The organism is Streptomyces sp. MB09-01, from assembly GCF_033794505.1.
Taxonomy (GTDB): domain Bacteria; phylum Actinomycetota; class Actinomycetes; order Streptomycetales; family Streptomycetaceae; genus Streptomyces.
Genome location: NZ_JARAYQ010000076.1, coordinates 1 through 22,568, shown reverse-complemented (window position 1 = coordinate 22,568; position 22,568 = coordinate 1). Strand labels below are relative to the sequence as shown.

The window sequence follows — 22,568 nt, the reverse complement described above, 5'->3', positions numbered from 1 at the left end:
GTAGGTATCCGGAGCAGACGCATCCACACATTAACCCCGCGGGGGAGCCCGGGCCTTCGGGGCGCTCAGTAGCCGAGGGTGAACCGGCGGCCCGCGTGTGCGTCGAGCTCGATCTCGTCGAGCAGGGCGACGGCGTAGTCCTCCGTGGAGATCCGGCTGCGGCCCTCGTCGTCGACGACCAGGTCGTCGATCGCCAGTCGGTACGTGCCCGTGCGCTCGCCCGGTGCCATCTGCGCGGCCGGGCTCAGGCAGGTCCAGTGGACCTCCTCCACGGGCACCGTCCGCAGGAAGTCCAGGGCGTTGCCGTGAGCGTGCATGACGGCCAGCACGGGCTCCGGGATGCCCTCCCGGTCCCAGAGCAGCGGGCCGCCGGGGGTGCGCAGCGAGCCCGCCCCGCCGACGACGACCACCCGGGGCCGGGGCGTGTCCGTGCCGAGCGAACGCACCCCGCCGATCAGCGACTTCGCGGCGGTCACGAGGGTGGAAGGATCCCCGGGGCCGGGACCGATGGCGCTGATCACCACGTCGTGCCCGGCCACCGCCCCGGCCACGGAGGCCGGGTTCAGCACGTCACCGCGCACCACCGCCGTGGCCGCGCCGCCGGGTTCCGCGAGCTTCGCGGGATCACGCACGACCGCTGTGACCTCGTGGCCCCGCCGTCGTGCTTCGCGCAGCACCTGGGTTCCGATGGTGCCGGTCGCGCCGAAGAGGGCGATCTTCGCCATGGCGACTCCCTGGGGTGAAGGGCTGTACGGAGCCCCGGTCGGGCGCCGTCCGGCCCATCCAAGCGAACCGCCCCGCCGCCGCCCGGCAGCCGGGCCGTGGCCAGTCGGATGATCCGGGAGGACACGTTTAGCGGCACAGGGCCACGATGGAAGCGGGGACCATGCCCCGGGCCGCCTCGCACAGGGGGGTCATGTCGTACGTGCGTTGTGGCGCGGGCCGCGGCTTCGCCGACGCCGGGGGCCGCTTGCGCGGCTTCGCCGGGGCTGCGGGCTTCGCGGCATGCGCCGGCTTCGGTGGCTTGGGCGGCTTGGGCGGCTTCGCAGGCCGTGCGGGCCTGACCCGGTGTGGCTGCTGCGGTACCGAGGCCGGTAAGGGCCCCGGCACCCGCTCGGGCTCCGGCGGAGCCGGGGCGGGCTCGGACACCGCCGGTAGCGGCCCCAACGGCAGGGCGAGAGGCGTCGGTTGCCGGGGTTCCGCACGGACCGCCGCGGGCACGGGCTGCGGCGCGTCCGGCGGCCCGACGGGACGCACCGTCACGCATCCGGTGGTCGTGACGAGCGCGGCAAGGGTCAGGGGCAGGGCCCGGCGCAGCTGCATCCGCCCACCCTGCCGCACCCGCGCCGGGCGAGTAGCGCCCGTCACACGGTCGAGTGACCCCGGCGACTCGGCGTGCACCGGGGCACACGCGCCGTCGCGTCCCGGAGCGAACCCGGACGATCGAACATACGATGGGCGGGAACCGGGGCGGGCGGCTCGCCGCGCCGCCGGTCCAGGCCGCCGTGGGAGACGTATGGCAGAGGTCGCCGACCCAGCGCGGACCGTCATCCTGACCGTGGACGACGATCCGGGGGTCTCCCGCGCCGTCGCCCGTGACCTGCGGCGCCGCTACGGCGCCGACTACCGGATCGTGCGCGCCGAGTCCGGCGAGTCCGCGCTGGAGGCACTGCACGAGCTGAAGCTGCGCGGCGACCTGGTGGCCGTGATCCTGGCCGACTACCGCATGCCGCAGATGAACGGCATCGAGTTCCTCGAACAGGCCCTGCACGTGTACCCGGGCGCGCGCCGCGTGCTGCTGACCGCCTACGCCGACACCAACGCGGCGATCGACGCGATCAACGTCGTCGACCTCGACCACTACCTGCTCAAGCCGTGGGACCCGCCGGAGGAGAAGCTGTACCCGGTCGTGGACGACCTGCTCGCGGCCTGGCGCGCCAGCGACTACCGGCCGGTACCCGCCACCAAGGTGGTCGGGCACCGCTGGTCGGCCCGCTCCTCGCAGGTGCGGGAGTTCCTGGCCCGCAACCAGGTGCCGTACCGCTGGTACTCCTCCGACGAGCCCGAGGGGCTGCGGCTGCTGGAGGCGGCCGGGGCCGACGCCCAGCGGCTCCCCGTGGTGATCACGCCGGACTGCACCGTGCTGATCGAGCCGGAGGCGACCGACCTGGCCGCCCACGTGGGGCTCGCGACGACGCCGACCGCAGAGTTCTACGACCTCGTCGTGATCGGCGGCGGCCCGGCCGGGCTCGGCGCAGCGGTCTACGGAGCCTCCGAGGGACTGCGGACCGTCCTGGTGGAGCGGTCGGCGACCGGCGGACAGGCCGGGCAGAGCTCCCGCATCGAGAACTACCTCGGCTTCCCCGACGGCGTCTCGGGCGCCCAGCTCACGGAACGCGCCCGCCGTCAGGCCGGCCGGTTCGGCGCCGAGATCCTCACCGCGCGCGAGGTCACCGGGCTGGAGTCCAACGGCCCGGCGCGCGTCGTCCGCTTCTCCGACGGCTCGTCGGTCGCCGCGCACAGCGTCATCCTGGCGACCGGCGTGTCGTACCGGCAGCTCCAGGCACCGGGCTGCGAAGACCTGACGGGCCGCGGGGTGTTCTACGGCTCCTCCCTCACCGAGGCGTCCTCCTGCCAGGGGCACGACGTCTACATCGTGGGCGGCGCCAACTCCGCGGGGCAGGCCGCGATGTACCTGGCACGCGGTGCGAAGTCGGTGACGCTGCTGGTGCGCGGCGAGTCCCTGACCGCCTCGATGTCGTACTACCTGATCCAGCAGATCCAGGAGGCGCCGAACATCTCGGTGCGCACCCGGACCGTCGTCGAGGCGGCGCAGGGCGAGGGGCACCTGGAACAGCTGGTGCTGCGGGACGTGGACAGCGGCGCGACGGAACTCGTGGACGCTCAGTGGATGTTCGTCTTCATCGGCGCGGCGCCGCTGACCGACTGGCTGGCCGGCACGGTGCTGCGCGACGAACGCGGGTTCATCCTGGCCGGGCCGGACCTCACGCCGGACGGCCGGCCGCCCGCCGAGTGGCCGCTGGACCGGCCTCCCTACCACCTGGAGACCAACATTCCCGGTGTGTTCGTCGCGGGCGACGCGCGGGCCCGGTCCGCGAAGCGCGTGGCGTCCGCCGTCGGAGAGGGAGCCATGGCCGTGATGCTCGTCCACCGGTACCTGGAGCAGTCGTGAGCGGGCGGGCGATGCCCTGCAGTCCGCAGGAGATCGCCTCCCTGTTCCTGTTCGAGAAGCTCTCCCCGGAGCAGCTCGGGCGGTTGTGCGCCGAGGGGCGGGTCGAGCGGTTCGACGCCGGCCCGGTGTATGCCGAGGGCGACCCGGCGACCTGCTTCTACGTGATGATCGAGGGCACCGTCGTACTGTCGCGCCGGGTCGGCGGCGACGACGTCGAGGTGAGCCGGACCTCGCAGCGCGGGGTGTACGCCGGAGCCATGCAGGCCTACCTCGGCGACCGGGTGCCGCAGACGTACACCAACTCGATGCGGGTGACCGAGCCGACGCGGTTCTTCGTCCTGCCCGCGCAGTCGTTCGCGGACTTCATGCGGGAATGGTTCCCGATGGCCGCGCACCTGCTGGAGGGGCTCTTCTTCGGTGCGAAGAACACCCAGCGGGCCATCGGACAGCGCGAACGGCTGCTGGCCCTCGGATCGTTGTCCGCCGGGCTCACCCACGAGCTCAACAACCCGGCCGCGGCGGCCGTCCGGGCCACCGCCGCGCTGCGCGAGCGCGTGGGCAAGATGCGGCACAAGCTGGCCGTGATCGCCCACGGCCCCTACTCCCGCGAGGCACTCGCCGACCTCATCGAGATCCAGGAGCGCACCGCCGAACGCGTCGCGAAGGCGCCGGTGTTGAGCCCCCTGGAGGCGTCCGACCGGGAGGACGAGCTCGCCGACTGGCTCGACGACCACGGCATCGCGGAGGGCTGGCGGATCGCACCGACCTTCGTACAGGCCGGGCTGGACACGGACTGGCTGGAGCAGGTCGCGGCGACCGTGGCCGAGGACATCCTCCCGGGGGCCGTCGGCTGGCTCAACTACACGGTCGAGACCGAACTGCTGATGGACGAGATCGACGACTCCACCACCCGCATCTCCCACCTCGTGGACGCCGCCAAGCAGTACTCGCAGCTCGACCGCGCCCCGCACCGGGTCGTCGACGTCCACGAACTCCTCGACAGCACCCTGCTGATGCTGTCCGGCAAGATCGGTTCCCGGGTCCGGGTGGTCAAGGACTACGACCGGTCCGTGCCGGACGTGCCCGCCTACCCGGCGGAACTCAACCAGGTGTGGACCAACCTCATCGACAACGCGGTCTTCGCCATCGGGAGCACCGGCCGCGACGGCACGCTGACGGTCCGCACGGCGCGGGAGGGGGACCGGCTGCTGGTGGAGTTCCGCGACACCGGTCCCGGCATCCCGGCGGACATCCGCAGCCGCATCTTCGACCCCTTCTTCACCACCAAGCCGGTCGGTGAGGGCACCGGCCTCGGCCTGGACATCTCCTGGCGGATCGTGGTCAACAAGCACCACGGCAGCCTCCAGGTCGAGTCCGCGCCCGGCGACACCCGCTTCCAGGTGCTGCTGCCCCTGACCGCCGGCACCGAGACCGGCACCGAGACCGCCGAGGAGCCCGCATGACCGACATCAAGGGAATCGACCCGAGCGTCCCGCCCGCCGGCACCGGCTGCGCCGACTGCGACGCGTTGGGCGGCTGGTGGTTCCACCTGCGGCGCTGCGCCCAGTGCGGCCACATCGGCTGCTGCGACTCGTCCCCCGCCCAGCACGCCACCGCCCACTGGAAGTCCGCCGGGCATCCCCTGGTGCAGAGCTTCGAACCGGGCGAGGAATGGTTCTGGGACTACGACCGCGACGAGATGTACGAGTCCGGGCCCGAGCTGGCCCCGCCGGGCGGCCACCCCGCGGACCAGCCGGCGCCGGGTCCGGCCGACCGGGTCCCGGAGGACTGGATGCGGCTGCTGCACCGCTGAAGGGGCCCGGCCGTCACCGGCGGGCGCCGGGACCCGGCGCGGCGGGTTCGTCATCCCGGCCGGTCCGCGCGGTGCCGTGCGGACGGCCGGTGCGGCGCAGGGCGGCGGGCGTGGTGCTGTACCAGCGGTGCACGGCCCGGCGCAGGGCGCGGGCGTCGGCGTAGTCGCTTCGAGCGGCTATGGCGTCGATGCTGAGGTCCGTGCCGTGGAGCAGCCGCGTGATGTGCTCGCGGCGCACGGTCTCGACCTCGCTGCTCCACGTCGTGCCGTGTTCGTCGAGGCGGCGCTGGAGGGTGCGCGTGCTGACGGCCATGCGCCCCGCCGCAGCGGACAGGGTCAGGGCGCCTTCGTCGTGGAGGGAGGTCAGGGCGGCGCGGAAGAGGTCCAGCCAGTTGCGCAGCGGGACGGCGCCGGCGAGGGTCTGCTCGGCGTGTCTTCGCAGCACGCCCGACAGGCCGGGCTGGGCCTGCGGGGAGGGGGAGTTCAGATCGGCGGTGCGGAAGGTGATCGAGCTGACCGGGACTTCGAACTCGATGTCGCGGGTGCCGTAGAGCTCGGTCAGGGCGTCGTGCCGGGCGGGTGCCTCGGCGGCCAGGGCGACGCGGACGGGAACGAGGGTCCGCTGGGCGGCTTCGCCGAGACGGCGGTGGTACAGGCCGAGCGCACAGGCGCGGACCGCGGAGGCCGCCTCGTGGGCCAGATGTGCCTCGTTGAGGTGGGTGACGGTGACCTCGTCGCCGTCCTCAGATATCCGGACGGTGTCCGTGCTGGTGTCGACGACGGTGGCGAGGTAGGCGGTGGCGTCCCGCATCCCTTCGAGGGGCGTGGGCGCGGACGTGAAGAGGTAGTCCCAGACCCCGAGGCTGCCGATGCCCGACTGCCGGGTCATCACCCGGGCCACCTCGGTCCAGGGCGCGTGCACGGTGGCCAGTTCCGCGATGCGGATGCTCGTGAGGGCGGGCGGCCGGCACAGGTCGTCGTTGAGGTGCTCGGGTGCCAGGCCCGGCAGGTGCGCGTATCCGGCCGGAGGTGTCCCGAGCAGCCGTGCGGCGTTGACGTTCAGACGGGTGAGGGCGGAGGAGGTCGTCCCCTGGTGCGCATGCGAGACCACGGGGCCGAGCATAGACCGGCGCGAATGACCTGGTCATCGCAGGATCGGGAAGGCCGCGGTCCCCAATGTGGCGCGCAGGGTCCCCCCTTGGCGCGTTCGGTCCCCTAACTGGCGTCTGCAGCCATGGGCCACGTGCCCTTCCCCTCCCTAGCGTGGTGATCGTCCCCGCACGGTGCGGACGGCACGTGACCCCGTGAAACGGAGTCATCTGCCGTACGGAGTACGGGAGGTCCCGGCCGGAGTCCCCCCACGGGGGTGGGGGGCTCGGGAGCCCGGTGACGGGGTCACCTGCCCCGCTCCTCGCCGCCGGGCAGCGTACGGCTCCCCGCCCCCGTGGCCAGGCGCAGTGCGTGTTCCAGCGGTCCGCGGCGCAGGGGGCTGTCGGCCCAGACCTGCTGCCAGGCCCACGTCAGGGCCAGCGCCGTGCCGCTGAAGGCGAGCCAGGCGGACCAGGAGGCGGCGCCGTGCGCCGGCCCGGCCAGCACCAGCGCGTGGACCACGTACGCGCTCAGCGCCATCGCCCCGAGCACCGTGAGCGGCCGCAGCAGGCGCCCGCCCACCGCGTACCGGGCGGCGAGCGCGCACAGGCCGATCAGGGCGCACCCCACGCCCGCGTTGCCGAGGGTCTCCAGCGGGGTCTGACTGTACGGGTCGGCCACCAGCAGCCAGTCCCAGGAGGTGCTGGGCACGGCGCCGAACTGCCCGCGCAGCACTTCCCCCACGGGGTCGGCGGCGGCCAGGGCCTCCGGATGGTGGACGGCTATCGCCTCCAGCAGCCGCTGCCGGCTCCCGAACACGTGGGCGGCGACCCAGGCGGAGCCGTATCCGGCGACCGCTGCCGCCGTGCCCCACCCCGCCATCCGCCGGGCGACCGCCCGCTCCCGCACGTCGCACAGCCGGGCCAGCGCCATCCCGGCCAGGACGTACGGGAAGTAGGTGGCCAGCGGATACGCCCCGGTGAGCAACAGCTCGCACGCCACCGTGCCCAGCCCGGACCAGCTCGACAGGTCGGCGGCCTCCGGGACCAGGCCCCGGCCGGACGACCCGTACCCGAACACCGGGCCGAGCAGGAACGACAGCAGCGGCCCCGCCACGACCGAGGCGCCCGCCACAGCGGTGAGCACCGGCGCGGACAGCCGGGTGAAGGGCTCGGCCGCCAGGAAGTACACGGCGAAGAAGGCCAGGATGACCAGGATCCCCGGCCACAACGAGGCCAGGAACAGCCCGAGTACGGCCAGGACGGCACACCGGATCAGCAGCGGACGCCAGCGCCGGGCCCAGCCGTCGGGCCGCCGCGCCGGGTCCTGGCCGCGCTGCGCGAGGACCAGGGAGAAACCGGCGAGGAGCGTGAAGAGGGCCGGGGCGCGTCCGTCGGCCGCGACGAGTACGTAACCGGCGCCCCCGGGCTCCGGGCCGGGGCCGACGTGCACGGCGAACATGCCGAGGACGGCGAGACCGCGCACGGCGTCCACCCCGGCCAGCCGGGCGCCGCTCCCGGCGCCGTCGCCGCCCGTCACGCCGTCGCGCCGGGGGCCGCACCACCGGGGCCCGCTGCCCTGCGCCGCCTTCCGGTCGCCGGCCGGGTGCCCGTGGGGGAAGCGCGTCGCATGGGGGATCTCTCCTGGGGCCGGCCGGAGCGGTGACGTGGTCGGACCGGCGGTTTTCATGCCGCCAGTCCGCCTGCGGAAGGTACCAAGGGCGGCATAACCAGGTAATAAGCAGGTGCGGGGGCGGCGCAAACGGGGCCGTGGGCCGCGGCGCACGCGCCGCCGTAACCCGGGGGCCGCGCCCGCTGTTGCACAGCCGGCGGGTCCACCCACGGTGAACGGAGTCCGATGCCGCAGCTGACCGACCAGGGCGCGATCGACCACGGCGCGATCGACCGGGCGGAGACCGATCGGGCGGGGATCGACCCGGCCGCGACCGACGGGGCGGAGGCCGGCCCGGCCGCGCCCGACGACCACGAGCGGGCGGGGACCTGGATGACCCCCGAGGAGTACGGCGCCTCCCGCGCCGCCGTCTGGACCGCTGCCGTCGTCCTCGTCACCGACACCGACGGCCGGATCCTCGTCCAGAGCGTCGACTACCGCGCCGACCGGATGCTCCCCGGCGGAGCCGTCGACGCGGGCGAGGCCCCGTCCGCGGCCGCCGCCCGCGAGCTGCGCGAGGAGCTCGGCGTCGAAGGCCGCTACCCGCGCGGCCTGGCCGTGGACTGGATCCCGGCCGACACCCCCGGCTTCCCGCCCGAGATGCGCTTCCCCGGCGAGATCCTGCACGTCTACGACGGCGGCACCTGGACCGCCGAGCGCATCGACGCCGTCCGCCTCCCGGCCCAGGAGATCACCGGCATCCACTTCGCCGAGCCGGCCGACCTGCCCGCCCTGATGGACGCGGGTGACGCCCGCCGCGCCCTGTCCGCCCTGCGCGCCCGCATCAACGGTCCCGGCACCGCCCTGCTGGAGGACGGCCGCCCCACCGCGCCGACCGCCCTCGACCGGCTCGGCGTGCTCCGCACCCGGCGGACCCCGCTGCACGGCCCCTGGCACCCGGGTCCGGTGCCGGAGCAGCTGCCCGTACGGGACCACTGCGGCTGGCTGTTCGGCCCCGACGGCCGGGTCCTGCTCCTGATCGCCAGGGCCACCGGTGCGGCCCACCTGCCGCCTCCGACGGCCGGACCGGCCACCGGGGCCGTCCCGCTCGGCTACCGGCGCGCCGCTCAGGGCGCCCACGCCCGCACCGCGGCCCGCCTCACCGGCCTCCCGCCGGCCGCGGACCCGGCGTACGCCCGCCTGCTGGCCACTCCCGAGCAGGTCCGCGAACTGAGCGACTGGGGCCCGGCCGGCGCAGACGAACTCGCGGCGGTCCACGCGGCCCGCGCCCGTCTGTCCCTCCCGGTCCCCACCCGCACGCCGCCCACGGAACTCCCGGAGGACGGCGTGTGCTGGTGACGCGGGCGGGCGGGCGCCCGGCCGCGGCCGCCGCCATGGCCGGGAAATCCGGCGTCCGCGGTCCCCGGTCCCGCAGCATGGGGCCATGAGCGACAGTGCGATCACCTACACGCTGTACATCCAGGCCGATCCCGCCCGGGTGTGGCAGGCCCTGACCGACCCCGCCTTCACCCGCCGGTACTGGGGCCTGAGCTTCGAGACCGACTGGGCGGTGGGCTCGCCGATGGACTGGGTGGAGCGCGGGGCCCGCACCAGCGACCCCGAGCAGGTGGTCCTCGACTGCATCCCGGACCGCGTCCTCTCCTACACCTGGCACACCTTCAGCCCGCAGTGGGCGGCCTCGGTCGGGATCGCCGAGGAGCTGCGGGCCGAACTGGCCAAGGAGCCGCGCACGAAGGTGACGTACGAGATCGAGCCGGTCGGCGACACCCTGGCACGGCTGACCGTCCTGCACGAGGGGTTCGAGCCCGGCGGCACCCTGATCGGCATGTGCGGGCGGGCCTGGCCGATGCTCGCGTCGAGCCTGAAGACCCTCCTGGAGACCGGGGCTCCGCTGCCCGAACCGGAGCACGAGGGCGGCCAGGGCTCCGGCGGCCACGAGGCGCACGAGACCCGCCCGAACCGCGGGACGCGCGAGGACTGAACCCGCGGTGCGGAGAGCCGGACCCGGACGTCCGGCGCGGTCCCGTGCCGGCCGGCTCTCCGCCGTCCCCGGCCGGACCGGCCCGTACCGCACCTGAGATCATGTGGAACAACCACGGATCAGGAGCGCGGACATGGCACCCGAGCGGCAGGGCTGACGGGCATGGGACAGACACTGACGGAGATCCTGGACGCGGCGGCCGAGGGCCGGTTCCCGCCCCCGGACGGCGGCACCACGGTGGTCCCGCAGGAGAACCGGCGCGACGCGGGCGTCATCGCCTTCACCGCGCACTCCGTGGTGTTCACGGACGAGGACCCGGACTGGGTGCGGTCCACCCTCGACGCCCTCGACTGCGACGCACTCGCGGCCACCATGAACGCCCGCTTCCTGGCCGCCCTGCTGGACCGCACCGGACGCAGCACCGACACGATAGACCTGCTCACCGTCGCGGACCCGCTGCCCGGCGAACCCCTGCTCGAGCTCCGGGAGACGGCCGATCCCGACCACCCCCGCGTGCGGCGGGCCCTGAAGCGCCGCGACGACGTACGGGTCTGGTCGGCCGACGGGGGAGTCCTCGTCCTCGGCCGGGGAGTCGCGGGCCGCTGGGAGACGGCGATCGAAGTGGACGAGGACGTCCGGCACCGGGGACTGGGCCGGGAACTGGCCCGCGCCGCCCGCCACCTCGTCCCCGACGGGCAGCCGGTCTGGTCCCAGCAGGCCACCGGCAACGCGCGCAGCATCCGCGCCTTCCAGGCCGCCGGATACCGCCCGGTCGGCGCGGAGTCCCTGCTGCTGGCCCCCGCGGGCTGAGAACGCCCTGACACCACCCTGACGGCCGGCCGTCCGCGGCGGTCGTGTGGAATGGGTGCCATGGGGAGAGGGAAGAAGCAGCAGCGGCCTGCCATAGGCATGCCGGAGCGGGTCCTGGTCACGCCGGGGGCGGGTGGCCGGGCGCAGTCGACGGAGGCAGTCCGGGAGCCGCTGCCGGCCGGCGCCCGGGCAGGGGACCCGTGCGAAGGCGCCGCCCGATGAGCCGTTCCGATGCCGCCACGCCCCCGGAGCACTGGCGCTACGGCCGCCACCTGGAGGCCCTGGCCGTCGCGCCGGGCGGGAGCGCCGAGGCCGAGGCGGTGGCCGTGGTACTGCGCGACCCCGATCCTGTGATGGCCGAGAGTGCGGTGGTCACCCACCTCGACCGCCGGGCGGCGCGGCTGCTCGCCGACGAGGGCTTCCCCGTCTGGGCCCGGGGGATGGCCGCCGCGCTCGCCGGGCGGGCCTTCCCCGAGCGCCGGCTGCGGGAGTGGGTCCTGCTCAAGGCCATCACCCGCGGCGAGTCCTGGTCCGCCGCGGAGCTCACCGCGGCCTCCGACTGGTGCCAGCGCACCGCCGCCCAGTCGCTGACCTCGTACGAGGCGCTGCGCCTGCTGGCGAGCAGCGGCCGCACCGGCAGCGTCCGCACCGCCGCCGCGGTCCGCCTGCGCAGGCGGACCGCGGTCTGAAACGGCAGGCCGCGGACGCGCCGCGGCCCGTCAGATGCCCCGGCGGACCCGGGCCGCGCGGCGGGCCTCGGCCTGCTGCCGGGCCTCCACGGTCTTGCGGGACTCCTTGCCCTTGCCCGGCCAGCCCGGCCGCGTGCCGATGCCGCGGAAGCCGAGGTCCGACCCCGAGGGCCGGCCCTTGGCGTCGGTCGGCGCGGAGCCGGCCAGCGGCACCCCGGGAGCGGCCTTGGCGCCGGTGATCCGGCTGAGCGCCGCCTCCCCGGACCGGACCTGGGTGATCGTCGGCCGGATCCGGGCGTCGGCCATCAGCCGGACGATGTCCCGGCGCTGGTTCGGGGTGACGAGGGTGACGACCCGGCCGGACTCGCCGGCGCGGGCGGTACGGCCGCCCCGGTGCAGGTAGTCCTTGTGGTCGGCGGGCGGGTCCACGTTGACCACGAGGTCGAGGTCGTCGATGTGGATGCCGCGTGCCGCGACGTTGGTGGCGACCAGGACGGTGACGGCCCCGGTCTTGAACTGGGCCAGCGTCCGCGTGCGCTGCGGCTGCGACTTGCCGCTGTGCAGCCCCTCCGCCCGTACGCCCATGGCCCGCAGGTGCTTCACGAACTGGTCGACCCCGTGCTTGGTGTCGAGGAACATCAGCACCCGGTTGTCGCGGGCCGCGATCTCGGTCGCCGCCGAGATCTTGTCGGCCGCGTGGATGTGCAGCACGTGGTGGTCCATGGTGGTCACCGCGCCCGCCTGCGGGTCGACGGAGTGCGCGACCGGATCCTTCAGGTAGCCGCGCACCAGCTGGTCGACGTTGCGGTCCAGCGTCGCCGAGAACAGCATCCGCTGCCCCGCGTGGTGCACCTGGTCCATGATCTCGGTGACCTGCGGCATGAAGCCCATGTCGCACATCTGGTCGGCCTCGTCGAGCACGGTGATCTTCACCCGCTCCAGGTGCACGTCCCGCCGCCCGACGAGGTCGCTGAGGCGGCCGGGGGTGGCCACCACGACCTCGGCGCCGGTGCGCAGCGCGCTCACCTGCCGGCCGATGGACAGCCCGCCCACCACGGTGACCATCCGCAGCTTCAGGGCCGCCGCGTACGGCTCCAGCGCCTCGGTCACCTGCTGCGCCAGCTCGCGCGTCGGTACGAGGACCAGCGCGAGCGGGCGCTTCGGGTCCGCCTGCTGCCCCGCCGTACGCGCCAGCAGCGCCAGGCCGAAGGCCAGGGTCTTGCCGGAGCCGGTCTGCGCGCGGCCGAGGACGTCGCGGCCGGCCAGCGCGTTCGGCAGCGTCGCGGCCTGGATGGGGAACGGCTCCCTGACCTCCAGGGAGGCCATGGTCGTCACCAGCTCAAGGGGCAGGTCGAGCTCCGAGAACGACGCCACCGGCGCCAGCCCCGGCACCTTCGGCTCGTGCATCGTGAACTCGCCCTGCGGCCCGATGCTCCGGGGGGTCTTGCCGCCGGTCTTGGCCCCGGCCTTGGCACCGCCCTTCACACCGAAGCGTCCGTGAACTGACGGGTTCCTCATGCAGGACCTTTCGAAGCAAGAAGCAGATGAGAAGCAGATGGTCAACCATCCATGGTACCAGCGGGGGCTAAGCCTCCCCGGTGTCCAGCTCCCCGGAGCGCACCTGTGCACAGTGGGTGCGGACCTCGACCGCGGCGCGCTCGAACCAGTCGGCGATCACGGCGACCTCGTCGGGGGTGTAGTCGGCGAACAGGGCGCCCAGCCGGTCGTAGAACGGCTGGTAGACGGCGACGACCCGGGCCGCCGCCTCGGGCTCGGCCACCACCCGTACCCGGCGCCGGTCGGACGGGTCCGGCCGGCGCCGTGCGTACCCGGCCCGTTCGAGGCGGTTCAGGACCCCGGTTACGGCGCCGGTCGTGAGGTCCACCAGCTCGGCGAGGTCGCCGGCGGCCAGCGGGGTCTCCCCGGCCCCCAGGATGTGGCCCAGACAGGTCAGGTCGGTGACGTTGAGCCCGAGCCGCTGCGCCACCTCCTGCTGGCCGACGATGCCCAGGGCGACGTACTGGTCCATGCGCGACATCGCCTCCGCGGCCGTGGCCGGGGGGCGGGGCTTGCCCTCCACGCTGATACTCCTTAGCATCTAAGTTACTTAGCTCGTGAGATAAACGAATCCTCTCTCCGAGCCTACTGCCGACCGTTCGACCAGGGAGAATCATGAGCGCGCACGGCCACGTCGACCTCGGCCACACGGTGGCCGGCTGGACCGGCACCACCCTGGCCCTGCTGGGCTTCGCCGGAGCGGGCGTCGCCGTGTGCGCGGCCTGGACCCCCGGGATCTGGCTCGGCCTCGGCGTCGTCGCCGCGGCCGGCATCGTCACCTGGCTGCTGCACCTCGCCGGATGGGGCAAGGCGAGCGGCCCCCGGCCGGAGGCCGACTGGGACTGGCGCACCCGCGACGCCGGGGCCCACGCCGGGCACGCCGACTGCCTGGGCTGCCGGGTCGGCGGACCGCGCCGAGCCGCAGCAGCAGCCCCTCGGCCCCGATCCGCCGTGCCGTTGCCCGCTGCGGACAGCAGTGCATGACCATGCAGGTGAAACTCCCCGTAGTGGATCTCCGTGTCGTCCCCCGGGTCCGGCCGCAGCGGCCGGACCCGGGCGTCGAACCGCGGCCCGTGGAAACGGGCCGGCGTGTGGCGCTCCCGGTCCGCGAGCCCCACCTTGTGCGGGGGCGACAGCAGGGCCCCTGCTCGCCGCCAGCGCCTCCCGAGTCCGTGCCCGCTGTCCGGCGTCCGCCGAGACCTGGAAGATCCCGTCGCGCCGCCAGGCCGTGGTCGTCGCCCGGCCGGGCGCTTCGTCCGCCGCCGTGCCGGTCACCCGGTCCGGCACCGTGAACGTAGCGAACCCGCCCAGGTTCGTCCCCTCTCGAAGGGCTTCCGGAAGGCCTCCGGAAGGAGCTGTTCCCCCTTTTCACGGACAAGGCGACCAGAAGTTCGAATGCGCGCCGCGCCCCGGTTGGCCGCGTCCAGCGTGTGCTGTCGTGGACCGTTGGGCAGGATCGAGACGGCCGCATATGCGGCCCGCAGTGGAACGTTGAGAAGGATCAGCCAGATGGCAACAGGCATCGTGAAGTGGTTCAACTCGGAGAAGGGGTTCGGCTTCATCCAGCAGGACGACGGCGGCCCCGACGTGTTCGTGCACTTCTCCGCGATCGCGACCACCGGTTTCAAGTCGCTGGAAGAGAACCAGAAGGTCGAGTACGACGTCACCCAGGGTCCCAAGGGCCCGCAGGCAGAGCAGGTGGTTCCCCTCTCGTAGTGCCGCTTCACGAGCCACGCCCGTGAGGAGGGCCCCGCCGGTCCCCGGCGGGGCCCTCGCGCGTCCGGGGCCGGACCGTGCGGCTACCCGGCCCGGTGGAGGGCCAGGAGCAGACGCCAGAGGTGGTCCGCCAGGGCGGGCGGGTCGGCCGGGACGGCGCCGTGCAGCCAGTCCGCGAGGACGCCGGTGAAGGCGGCGGCCACCGCCGAGGCGACCAGGTCCGGGTGCGGGGCTCCCGCGGCCGCGCGCTCGGCGCGGGCGCGTTCGCGCAGCTCCCGGTGGAGGCGGTCGCCGAGCGGACCGCCGCCGCCCGGCAGGAGCAGGGTGCGGTAGAGCTGCGCCCGGGCGGCCGCGCCCGCGAGGAAGACGGCCAGCGCCGCCGGGGGCCGGGCCGGGGGGAGCGCGGCGGGGCCGGTCTGCCAGGCGTGCAGGGCGTCGACCGCCGCGTGCACCACGTCGGCGCACGCGTCGACGGCCAGGGCGGTGAGGTCCTCGTAGTGCAGGTAGAACGTGGCGCGGCCGACCCCGGCCCGGCGGACCACCGCCGAGACGCTGACCTCGGCGAGCGGTGCGGTGGCGCACTCCGCGAGCAGGCTCTCGCGCAGCCGCCCCTTCGTCCGGGCCGTGCGCGGGTCGCCCGTACGCGGGTCCTCCGGGCTCACGCGGCCAGCAGCGCCGCGCCGAGGGCGAGGGCGCCGGGCAGGGCCTGGGCGACGAGGATCCGGCGGTTGGCGGTCGCGGCCCCGTACGCCCCGGCGACGATCACGCAGACGAGGAAGAAGACCTGCGTGGCGAGCGAGTCGATGACGAGCGACCAGATCAGGCCGGCGGCCAGGAAGCCGTTGTAGAGGCCCTGGTTGGCGGCGAGCGGCGCGGTGAGTCGGGCGGCGCCGGCGTCGAAGCCGGACAGTGCGCGGCCGGGCGGGCGCTCCCACAGGAACATCTCCAGGACCAGGAAGTACACGTGCAGCGCGGCCACGAGGCCGATCAGGATCTGAGCGACCGTGTGCATGGCCGCCTCCACTTCTCGGGGGACTGGAGGTGAGGGAACGGGGTCCCCATTTCCTGGACAACTGTACAGGAAGTCCGCTCCGGCCCGTCGTCGTACCCCGCGCCTAGGCTGGTCGGGTGACCCTTCTCCACGAGGACTTCGGCACCGGACGCCACCGCGAAAGCACCCTCGTCCGGCACGCCCTCGGCAGCACCCACGACGAGGCGCTGGTGGCGGGCCTGGCCGGGGGAGTCGGCTTCATGTACTTCGTCTTCGAGTACGCGGGCCGCCCGCCCCTGCTCACGATCGTGGCGCAGGCCCATCCCGACCCCTGGGTGGAGTCGGCCCTGGACCGCCTCCGCATTCCGTACGAGGTGTTCCGGAGCGCGAAACCCCGCTGGGACCGGGTGTACGCCGCCCTCGACGGGGGACGGCCGGTGTTCTGCACCGTGAACCGGTCCGGGCTGCCCTGGCACACGGCCACCGGGGACGCCGACGAGATGGCGGGTGCGGACCCGTACACCGTGCTCCTCGCCGGATACGACGCCGGGACCCTGTACGTCGACGACGGCGCGGGCTCCCCGCACGCGGTCGCGGAGGCCGAGTTCGGCGCGGCCTGGTCCGGGCACCGCACGGGCCGCCACCGGATGATCGTGCCCACCGGCCCCGCGACCGGAGCCCCCGACGTCGAGGGGGCCGTGGCGGCCACCGCCGCCCGGCTCACCGGTCCGGTCCTGGGCACCAAGTTCGACGTCAACTTCGGCTTCTCCGGGATGGGGAAGCTCGCCGCCCAGCTGCGCGACACCCGCACGAAGGCCGGCTGGGAGCGCCGCTTCGGCACCCCGGAGGCCTTCCTCGCGGGAACCCGCCGCTTGTACGCCTGCCTGGAGGAGGAGTGGACCGCCCCCGGCGCCACCCGGCCGCTGTACGCGGACTTCCTCGACCTCGCCGGGCGGCCCGGGGCGGCCGCCCTCTTCCGCGACTCCGGCGGTTGCTGGTCCCGGCTCGCGGGGCTGGCCCGCACCGCCGACCCGGAGGCGGACGCGGCGGGGCGGCGCGCCCTGTTCGACGAGTGCGCCGCCCTGGTGGACCGCTCCCTGGAGCTGGAGCGGCGGGCCCTCACCCTGCTCTGAGCCTCAGAGGCCGGCGTCCAGGAAGGCCCGGAACTCCTCACGCGTCATCGGCCCGGCCTGGCTCGCGACCGCCCCGCCGTCCTTGATGAGCACGGCCGTCGGCGCTCCGGTCACCCCGTAGCGCCTCGTCGGCCCGGGACACCGCGTCATGTCGGTGCGGACGGCCGTGAACCGCGTCCCGTACTCCTCGGTCAGTTCGCCGACGACCGCGTCCATCGCGCGGCAGGCCTCGACGGCCTTCGGCCAGGTGCCGCAGAAGTAGGCGAGAACGGGCCCGTTCGTCATCGACAGGATGAAGTCGAACTCCTGGTCCTCCAGTGGCTGGTGCACCCGACGTGCCATGCGTGTCGCTCCTTGCTCGTACGCCCCCGCGATCGGGAGGGCGGTCCCCATCATCGCCGCAATGTCAGTGGCGCCTGTGAAGCTGAGCAGCATGGACGACAGGATGCTCCGGCGCCGGGTCTACGGCGCCGACCACGACGACCCCGACCCCGGCCCGCGCCCCGGCCACGTCTACGGCGAACTGGTCGGCGGGCCCCTCGACGGGCTCCTCCTGGACATCACCGGCTGGAGCGCGCCCCAGCTCGCCGAGGAGGCCAGGCTCCCCACCGAGATAGGGCGCTACGGGGCGGGCGGCCGCGCCCACTACCGCCGCCGCGCGGCGGACCCGCGCCACTGGGACTGGACGGGTGACAGCCGCTGACGTCCGGTGGCCGTGCGCGGAAAATCTTCGAAGAATTTCCCGGAGGCTGTCGATCCGGGCGTCTCCCGTTCGACGCAGGGGTGAGAGGCGGGGAACGTCCCCGCCCTCCGACCGAGGAGTCACCATGCCGCGCTTCCTGACGATGATCCGCATCAATGAGCAGGAGCTCACCACCGACACCGAGTTCCCGCCCGAGTTCCTGCAGAACATGGGCGCCTACATGGAGGAGATCAACAAGGCCGGGGTCATGCTCGACACGGCCGGGCTGCTCCGCACCCCCGAGGGAACCCGGGTCAACTGGTCCGGCGGGAAGATCAGCTACACCGACGGCCCCTTCACCGAGACCAAGGAGGTCGTCGGCGGCTACTCCCTCATCCAGTGCAAGGACAAGGCCGAGGCCCTCGAGTGGACCAAGCGGTTCCTCGAGATCCACCCGGCCGAGTGGAACGTCGGTGCCGAGGTCCGGGAGATCGAGGAGATGTGATCCCGGGGCGTCCGCGCCGCGTTTGCCCTGCCTCGTCACGGCTGCTCTGATGGGTGGCCGTGACGGCAGTGAGTGCGGCCCAAGCGGTCGAAGCGGTGTTCAGGATCGAGTCCGCGCGGATCATCGCCGGCGTCGCCCGGATCGTGCGGGACGTCGGGATCGCCGAGGAGATCGCCCAGGACGCCCTGGTCGCCGCGCTCGAACAGTGGCCGGAGTCCGGCGTCCCGGACCGGCCGGGTGCCTGGCTGACGGCCACCGCCAAGCACCGCGCCATCGACCTCGTCCGCCGCAAGGAGACCTACGCGCGCAAGCTCGCCGAGGTCGGCCGGACCCTGGAGGCCTCGCCGCCCCCCGCCGAACCGGCGGACCCCGATGACATCGACGACGACCTGCTGCGCCTGATCTTCACCTCCTGTCACCCCGTCCTGGCCACCGATGCCCGGATCGCGCTCACCCTGCGCCTGATGGGCGGGCTGACGACCCAGGAGATCGCCCGCGCCTTCCTCGCCTCCGAGCCCGCCGTCGCCCAGCGCATCGTCCGGGCGAAGCGCACCCTGGCCAAGGCCGGGGTGCCCTTCGAGGCCCCCTCCGGCGCCGAGCGCGAGGCACGGCTCTCCTCGGTCCTGGAGGTCATCTACCTCATCTTCAACGAGGGCTACTCGGCCACCGCCGGGGACGACCTCGTCCGCCCCGCCCTCTGCGAGGACGCCCTGCGCCTGGCGCGCGTCCTGGCCGGCCTGATGCCCAAGGAACCCGAGGTGCACGGCCTCGCCGCGCTGCTGGAGTTCCAGGCGTCCCGGATCGCCACCCGCACCGGCCCCGACGGGGAAGCGGTCCTGCTCGCCGACCAGAACCGGGCCCGGTGGAACCGCATGCTCATCGCCCGCGGCGCCCGGGCCCTGGGTCAGGCCGGGAACGGCCCGTACTCCGTCCAGGCCGCCATCGCCGGCTGCCACGCGGCGGCCGTCCGCTACGAGGACACGGACTGGCCGCGGATCGCCGCGCTCTACGCGCGGCTCGTGCAGCTGATCCCCTCGCCGGTGGTGGAGCTGAACCGGGCCGTCGCGGTCTCGATGGCCGAGGGGCCGGAGGCGGCCCTGCCGCTGGTCGACGCCCTGGCGCGGGAACCGGCCCTGCGCACCTACCACTTGCTGCCGTCCGTACGGGGCGACCTGCTGGAGCGGCTCGGCCGGCCGCAGGAGGCCCGGGCGGAGTTCGAGCGCGCGGCCTCGCTGACGCGCAACGAGCCGGAGCGCAATCTGCTCCTGCGACGCGCGGCCCGCCTCTGAGCAGGGAGCGACGGCCCCAACCCGCTTGGCACGCCGCACCCACACCACGGCGTAGCAGTTCGAGGCCCGCTGGGGCCTCACGGAGATGTCACCCCTGGACCGCACCGCGGGCCGGCGCCCGGTCACCGGCGAGGCGGAGAAGGCCACACGCCGAGGCCTCACTGAGACGGCCCGGGAGTCCCTGCAGCGCACCGTCCGCCAAGCCGCTGCCCTGGCCCGAGACGCCGACTTCCTTGACCGGCTCCGTGACCGCCGGGCCCTGTGACCAGCCAGCGTCGTCCCATCGTTCCCGTGACCGTTGAGTCGCTCCGGACTGGGGTGGTGACGGTCATGGTCCTGGCGCGCGGGCACGCGGTCATCCCTCCCGCGAGGGGCGTGCGGAGGCGCGCGGGCGCATGTACGGGCGCCGCGCGCGACCCGCTCGGACCGCGGCCGCCTGCGCCCTGGCCCTCAGACGGCTTCGGTTGCGAAGAGCTCCAGGTGAGAGCAGTGCGGGCAGCGGTACGCCTCAATACGGCGCCGGGGCCGCCCCAGCCGTTTGGCACCCCCGAACAGCCCCCGTTCCAGCGGGCCGGCGATCCAGCGGGCGTACCCCCAGGCCCCCTCGCCCGCGTCCTCGACGAAACCCGGCTCCAGGCCGACGCCACCGCAGTACGTACATCTCATCGAATCCACCGGGCGAGTGTAAGAACCACCCCTCGCCCGCGCCCCCACCCACCACATGCCGTTGTCCGGAAACACCCGGCTTCGTTCACGTCGATCGGTTCTGGCTCCCGTTCTGTGGTCTAGCCACATTGAGTGGCGGCGTCGGTGGCGGGACGGGTCTTCCAGGTTGCCCGAAAAGGGCTCTCCGGTCAGGTGGTTGGGCTGCCAGGCCGAGGCCGTGGATGACCTTACGGTTCGGCCGAAGGATCTGTCGTTCCCGTCGGTGGCGGACGCGGTGGTCCTGCCGCTGGACGCGAACGTCGCGGACGGCCCCGTCCCGGATCACCGACAGGTGCGCGTCGTAGTCCGCGATCAACCCGGACAAGTCGATGCCCGCCTCGTAGAGGGGGCTTGTCGTCGGTGAGCGTGGTCCAGTCGGGCGGGTACCCGGCCATGCCCCGCCAGCCGCACGAGCAGCTGCCCCACAGGACTGCGGCCCGGGGCAGGCCGAGTGAGGCTGCTCTATCCGGAGGTTCTGTCCGGCCCGGTCCACGTGTCGCTTCGCCCTCCTCTGCCGCGACAGAAAATTCCGCGGGGTTCGCGGGCCGCGGCGACAGCAACACGGCCACGGTGGACGGCGACAACAGCGAAGCCGCCGCAGGCATCGGCAACCGCAACACCGCCACCGTGGACGGCGACTCCAGCTGCGCTCAGGCCGCGCAAGGGGACCGGAATACGGCCACCGTCGACGGCGACCTCAGTGGCGCCTTTGCCGGGAATGGCAGCAACAACACTGCCACCGTCAAGGGCAACCTCAGCGCCGCGTTCGCTGACGCCCCCAAGGCTGCACGGCGCAAGCGGTCGGTGACGGCCAGATCGCCAGCTGCCCCTAGGACTCCACCTACGAAGACTTCGACGTGGCGGAGAAGCACGAGTGCCCTCCGGCGGGATGGAGGGTCTTCTCGCCGGGGAGGAGCCGGCGGTCGGACCAGTCGCGCCCCGCTCGCCGGCAAAGTCGCCGGGCGGTCCGCCAGCGTCGACCAGTGCGCGCTGACCCAGTCCTGCAGTGCTGGAGGTCATTCCAGTCCTGCGGCCGGCTCCCAGGTCAACGTCTGGGGCAGGGGCTGCCGAGGACGCCTGGTGGCCTGCTGGCCTGGTGGACTGCGGCCGTGCGCGACGCTGAGCGGCACCGGGTCTGGATCTGTCACGGGGGCTGCGGGCTACCGGGTCCCGCGACCGGAGGCCGGCTTGGTCCGCGGCCGCAGTCGTTCGCCCTGCGGCCCGAACAAGATCAGGTACTCGACCGGCCCACCGGGGCCGGCGTTCGCCACCCCGTGCGGGGTGCGGGTGTCGAACTCGGCGACGTCCCCGGCAGCCAGGACGAGATCCTGCTTGCCCAGCGCGAGCCACAGCCGCCCGTACAGGACGCACAGCCACTCGTAGCCCTCGTGGGACACCTGCCCGGGCCGCGCGGGCGGATCCTCGACGGAGGGCAGTACGTGCTTGTGGGCGTGCAAGCCGCCGACATACCGGGTGAGCGGCAGCACCGCCTTGTCGTCGCCGAAGCTCAGCGGCGCCACGGTGCGCGGCCCGGCCACCGGGGCGGGCGCGGTGCCGGCCAGCTCGTCCAGGGAGACGCCGTACTCCTTCGCCAGCTGCAGCACCACCTCCAGGGTGGGCCTGCGCCGGCCGGTCTCGATCCGCGACAGCGTGCTCGGCGAGATGCCCGTCGCACAGCTGATATCGGCGAGTGTGGCGCCGTGCTGCTCGCGCGCGGCCCGCAGCCTGGGCCCCATCGCCGCCAGCGTGCCGTCCAGGTCGTCGCCTGTCACCGTTCCCGCTCCTTCCATACGCACCACTCCACCGCCCTGTCCTGCGAGCTTGCCAGAATGGCAACGCCGATCGCGTCGGGCGGCCGGGGCGCCGCATGATCGACGGGTACCCGCCTCCGCACGCGAAACGAGGAGAAGCCATGCAGCCCGAGCCGACCGCCCAGCCCCGCCACCGCACCATCGAGACCCCGGCCTGGCGCCTGCACCTGGTCGAGCAGGGCACCGGCCCGCTGGTCCTGCTCGTGCACGGCTTCCCCGAGTCCTGGTACTCCTGGCGCCGCCAGCTCCCGGCCCTCGCCGCCGCCGGCTATCGGGCGGTGGCGATCGACGTGCGCGGCTACGGCCGCTCCTCCAAGCCGGCCGCGACCGCCGCCTACCGGATGCTCGACCTGGTGGAGGACAACGTCGCCGCGGTGCGCGCCCTCGGCGAGGAGAGCGCGGTGGTCGTCGGCCACGACTGGGGATCCAACATCGCCGCCGCCTCCGCCCTGCTCCACCCGGAGGTCTTCCGCGCCGTCGGCCTGCTGAGCGTCCCCTACGCCCCGCCGGGCGGCCCCCGCCCCACCGACATCTTCGGCCAGATGGGCGGCCCTGAGCAGGAGTTCTACGTCTCCTACTTCCAGGAGCCCGGCCGCGCCGAGGCGGAGATCGAGCCCGATGTCCGGGGCTGGCTCGCAGGCTTCTACGCGGCGCTGTCCGCCGACACCATGCCCGCCCAGGGCGAGCCCGACCCGCACTTCGTCGCCCCCGGCGGCCAGCTGCGCGACCGCTTCCCCGCAGGCAAGCTCCCCGCCTGGCTGAGCGAGGACGACCTCGGCGTCTACGCGGCGGAGTTCGAGCGCACCGGCCTGACCGGCGCCCTCAACCGCTACCGCAACATGGACCGTGACTGGGAGGACCTCGCCCCCCACCGCGGAGCCCCGATCAAGCAGCCCTCCCTCTTCATCGGTGGCACCCTGGACGCCTCCACCACCTGGATGGCCGACGCCATTGACGCCTACCCCTCCACCC

At 73.9% G+C, this 22,568-nt stretch carries 24 protein-coding genes; 14 read left to right on the top strand and 10 right to left on the bottom strand.

Translation table 11 applies throughout. The features are described 5' to 3' along the window. Positions 1 to 65 precede the first annotated feature (65 nt). Positions 66 to 725: an NAD(P)-dependent oxidoreductase gene (locus PV721_RS17990; RefSeq protein WP_319725377.1), complete on the bottom strand. Its 660-nt coding sequence runs from the start codon at positions 723 to 725 to the stop codon at positions 66 to 68. 791 nt (positions 726 to 1,516) lie between these two features. Between PV721_RS17990 and PV721_RS17985 the strand changes: the two genes are divergently transcribed. Genes PV721_RS17985 through PV721_RS17975 form a run of 3 tightly spaced genes read left to right on the top strand, consistent with a single transcriptional unit; the run spans position 1,517 to position 5,006 of the window. Then, complete coding sequence (locus PV721_RS17985; RefSeq protein ID WP_319725375.1) at positions 1,517 to 3,193, top strand: FAD-dependent oxidoreductase; 1,677 nt, start codon at positions 1,517 to 1,519, stop codon at positions 3,191 to 3,193. An 11-nt stretch (positions 3,194 to 3,204) separates the two neighbouring features. Further along, complete coding sequence (locus tag PV721_RS17980; RefSeq protein WP_416371127.1) at positions 3,205 to 4,656, top strand: ATP-binding protein; 1,452 nt, start codon at positions 3,205 to 3,207, stop codon at positions 4,654 to 4,656. Further along, positions 4,653 to 5,006, top strand: a complete 354-nt coding sequence (locus tag PV721_RS17975) for a UBP-type zinc finger domain-containing protein (RefSeq protein ID WP_319725370.1) — start codon at positions 4,653 to 4,655, stop codon at positions 5,004 to 5,006. The genes PV721_RS17980 and PV721_RS17975 overlap by 4 nt, the downstream gene beginning before the upstream one ends. 13 nt (positions 5,007 to 5,019) lie before the next feature. Here PV721_RS17975 and PV721_RS17970 read toward each other — a convergent pair whose 3' ends face one another. Then, a complete protein-coding gene (locus PV721_RS17970) occupies positions 5,020 to 6,117 on the bottom strand; it encodes an AraC family transcriptional regulator ligand-binding domain-containing protein (protein WP_319725367.1) in 1,098 nt (365 codons plus the stop codon). A gap of 284 nt (positions 6,118 to 6,401) precedes the next feature. Beyond that, a complete protein-coding gene (locus PV721_RS17965; RefSeq protein WP_319725365.1) occupies positions 6,402 to 7,634 on the bottom strand; it encodes a DUF418 domain-containing protein in 1,233 nt (410 codons plus the stop codon). 318 nt (positions 7,635 to 7,952) lie between these two features. Between PV721_RS17965 and PV721_RS17960 the strand changes: the two genes are divergently transcribed. The 4 genes from PV721_RS17960 to PV721_RS17945 all read left to right on the top strand — a co-directional run bounded on the left by PV721_RS17960 (position 7,953) and on the right by PV721_RS17945 (position 11,207). Beyond that, positions 7,953 to 9,065, top strand: a complete 1,113-nt coding sequence (locus tag PV721_RS17960; RefSeq protein ID WP_319725363.1) for an NUDIX hydrolase — start codon at positions 7,953 to 7,955, stop codon at positions 9,063 to 9,065. Between the two features lie 85 nt (positions 9,066 to 9,150). Next, entirely contained in the window at positions 9,151 to 9,708 is a 558-nt protein-coding gene (locus tag PV721_RS17955) for an SRPBCC family protein (RefSeq protein ID WP_319725361.1), read from the top strand. Positions 9,709 to 9,870: 162 nt separating this feature from the next. Then, a complete protein-coding gene (locus tag PV721_RS17950) occupies positions 9,871 to 10,518 on the top strand; it encodes a GNAT family N-acetyltransferase (protein ID WP_319725359.1) in 648 nt (215 codons plus the stop codon). Between the two features lie 218 nt (positions 10,519 to 10,736). Next, entirely contained in the window at positions 10,737 to 11,207 is a 471-nt protein-coding gene (locus PV721_RS17945) for a hypothetical protein (protein ID WP_319725357.1), read from the top strand. 30 nt (positions 11,208 to 11,237) lie between these two features. Here PV721_RS17945 and PV721_RS17940 read toward each other — a convergent pair whose 3' ends face one another. Further along, entirely contained in the window at positions 11,238 to 12,725 is a 1,488-nt protein-coding gene (locus PV721_RS17940; protein WP_416371125.1) for a DEAD/DEAH box helicase, read from the bottom strand. 67 nt (positions 12,726 to 12,792) lie between these two features. Continuing rightward, a complete protein-coding gene (locus tag PV721_RS17935; protein WP_319725355.1) occupies positions 12,793 to 13,287 on the bottom strand; it encodes a MarR family winged helix-turn-helix transcriptional regulator in 495 nt (164 codons plus the stop codon). Between the two features lie 92 nt (positions 13,288 to 13,379). On the opposite strand from PV721_RS17935, the gene PV721_RS17930 reads away from it, so the two are divergent. Both PV721_RS17930 and PV721_RS17925 read left to right on the top strand, forming a co-directional pair. After that, positions 13,380 to 13,748 carry an HGxxPAAW family protein gene (locus tag PV721_RS17930; RefSeq protein WP_319725353.1) on the top strand — a complete coding sequence of 123 codons (369 nt, stop codon included), beginning with the start codon at positions 13,380 to 13,382 and terminating at the stop codon, positions 13,746 to 13,748. A gap of 525 nt (positions 13,749 to 14,273) precedes the next feature. After that, positions 14,274 to 14,480 carry a cold-shock protein gene (locus PV721_RS17925; RefSeq protein ID WP_030714758.1) on the top strand — a complete coding sequence of 69 codons (207 nt, stop codon included), beginning with the start codon at positions 14,274 to 14,276 and terminating at the stop codon, positions 14,478 to 14,480. A gap of 83 nt (positions 14,481 to 14,563) precedes the next feature. Here the strand turns inward: PV721_RS17925 and PV721_RS17920 are convergent, their stop codons facing one another. After that, positions 14,564 to 15,142 carry a TetR/AcrR family transcriptional regulator gene (locus PV721_RS17920; protein WP_319725349.1) on the bottom strand — a complete coding sequence of 193 codons (579 nt, stop codon included), beginning with the start codon at positions 15,140 to 15,142 and terminating at the stop codon, positions 14,564 to 14,566. Further along, the gene (locus tag PV721_RS17915) at positions 15,139 to 15,492 is read right to left on the bottom strand and encodes a DUF1304 domain-containing protein (RefSeq protein WP_319725346.1); all 354 of its coding nucleotides are present in this window, start codon (positions 15,490 to 15,492) and stop codon (positions 15,139 to 15,141) included. Before PV721_RS17915 ends, PV721_RS17920 begins: the two co-directional genes overlap by 4 nt. Before the next feature lie 116 nt (positions 15,493 to 15,608). Between PV721_RS17915 and PV721_RS17910 the strand changes: the two genes are divergently transcribed. Next, positions 15,609 to 16,604: a BtrH N-terminal domain-containing protein gene (locus PV721_RS17910; protein WP_319725344.1), complete on the top strand. Its 996-nt coding sequence runs from the start codon at positions 15,609 to 15,611 to the stop codon at positions 16,602 to 16,604. Between the two features lie 3 nt (positions 16,605 to 16,607). On the opposite strand, the gene PV721_RS17905 is transcribed toward PV721_RS17910, so the two are convergent. Beyond that, a complete protein-coding gene (locus tag PV721_RS17905) occupies positions 16,608 to 16,946 on the bottom strand; it encodes a thioredoxin family protein (RefSeq protein WP_319725342.1) in 339 nt (112 codons plus the stop codon). A 91-nt stretch (positions 16,947 to 17,037) separates the two neighbouring features. Between PV721_RS17905 and PV721_RS17900 the strand changes: the two genes are divergently transcribed. The 3 genes from PV721_RS17900 to PV721_RS17890 all read left to right on the top strand — a co-directional run bounded on the left by PV721_RS17900 (position 17,038) and on the right by PV721_RS17890 (position 19,080). Beyond that, on the top strand, positions 17,038 to 17,307 hold the full coding sequence (locus PV721_RS17900; RefSeq protein WP_319725395.1) for a hypothetical protein: 270 nt from the start codon (positions 17,038 to 17,040) through the stop codon (positions 17,305 to 17,307). Positions 17,308 to 17,431: 124 nt separating this feature from the next. After that, on the top strand, positions 17,432 to 17,791 hold the full coding sequence (locus tag PV721_RS17895) for a YciI family protein (protein WP_319725340.1): 360 nt from the start codon (positions 17,432 to 17,434) through the stop codon (positions 17,789 to 17,791). Positions 17,792 to 17,859: 68 nt separating this feature from the next. Then, positions 17,860 to 19,080, top strand: a complete 1,221-nt coding sequence (locus tag PV721_RS17890) for an RNA polymerase sigma factor (RefSeq protein WP_319725393.1) — start codon at positions 17,860 to 17,862, stop codon at positions 19,078 to 19,080. A 450-nt stretch (positions 19,081 to 19,530) separates the two neighbouring features. Here PV721_RS17890 and PV721_RS17885 read toward each other — a convergent pair whose 3' ends face one another. Together PV721_RS17885 and PV721_RS17880 are read right to left on the bottom strand one after the other, a co-directional pair. Beyond that, entirely contained in the window at positions 19,531 to 19,746 is a 216-nt protein-coding gene (locus PV721_RS17885; protein WP_416371126.1) for a hypothetical protein, read from the bottom strand. A gap of 1,199 nt (positions 19,747 to 20,945) precedes the next feature. Further along, positions 20,946 to 21,557, bottom strand: coding sequence for a helix-turn-helix domain-containing protein (locus tag PV721_RS17880; protein ID WP_319725335.1), 612 nt, complete (start codon positions 21,555 to 21,557; stop codon positions 20,946 to 20,948). Positions 21,558 to 21,697: 140 nt separating this feature from the next. Between PV721_RS17880 and PV721_RS17875 the strand changes: the two genes are divergently transcribed. Continuing rightward, a partial coding sequence (locus PV721_RS17875) for an alpha/beta hydrolase (protein ID WP_319725333.1) occupies positions 21,698 to 22,568 on the top strand: 871 nt, incomplete at its 3' end.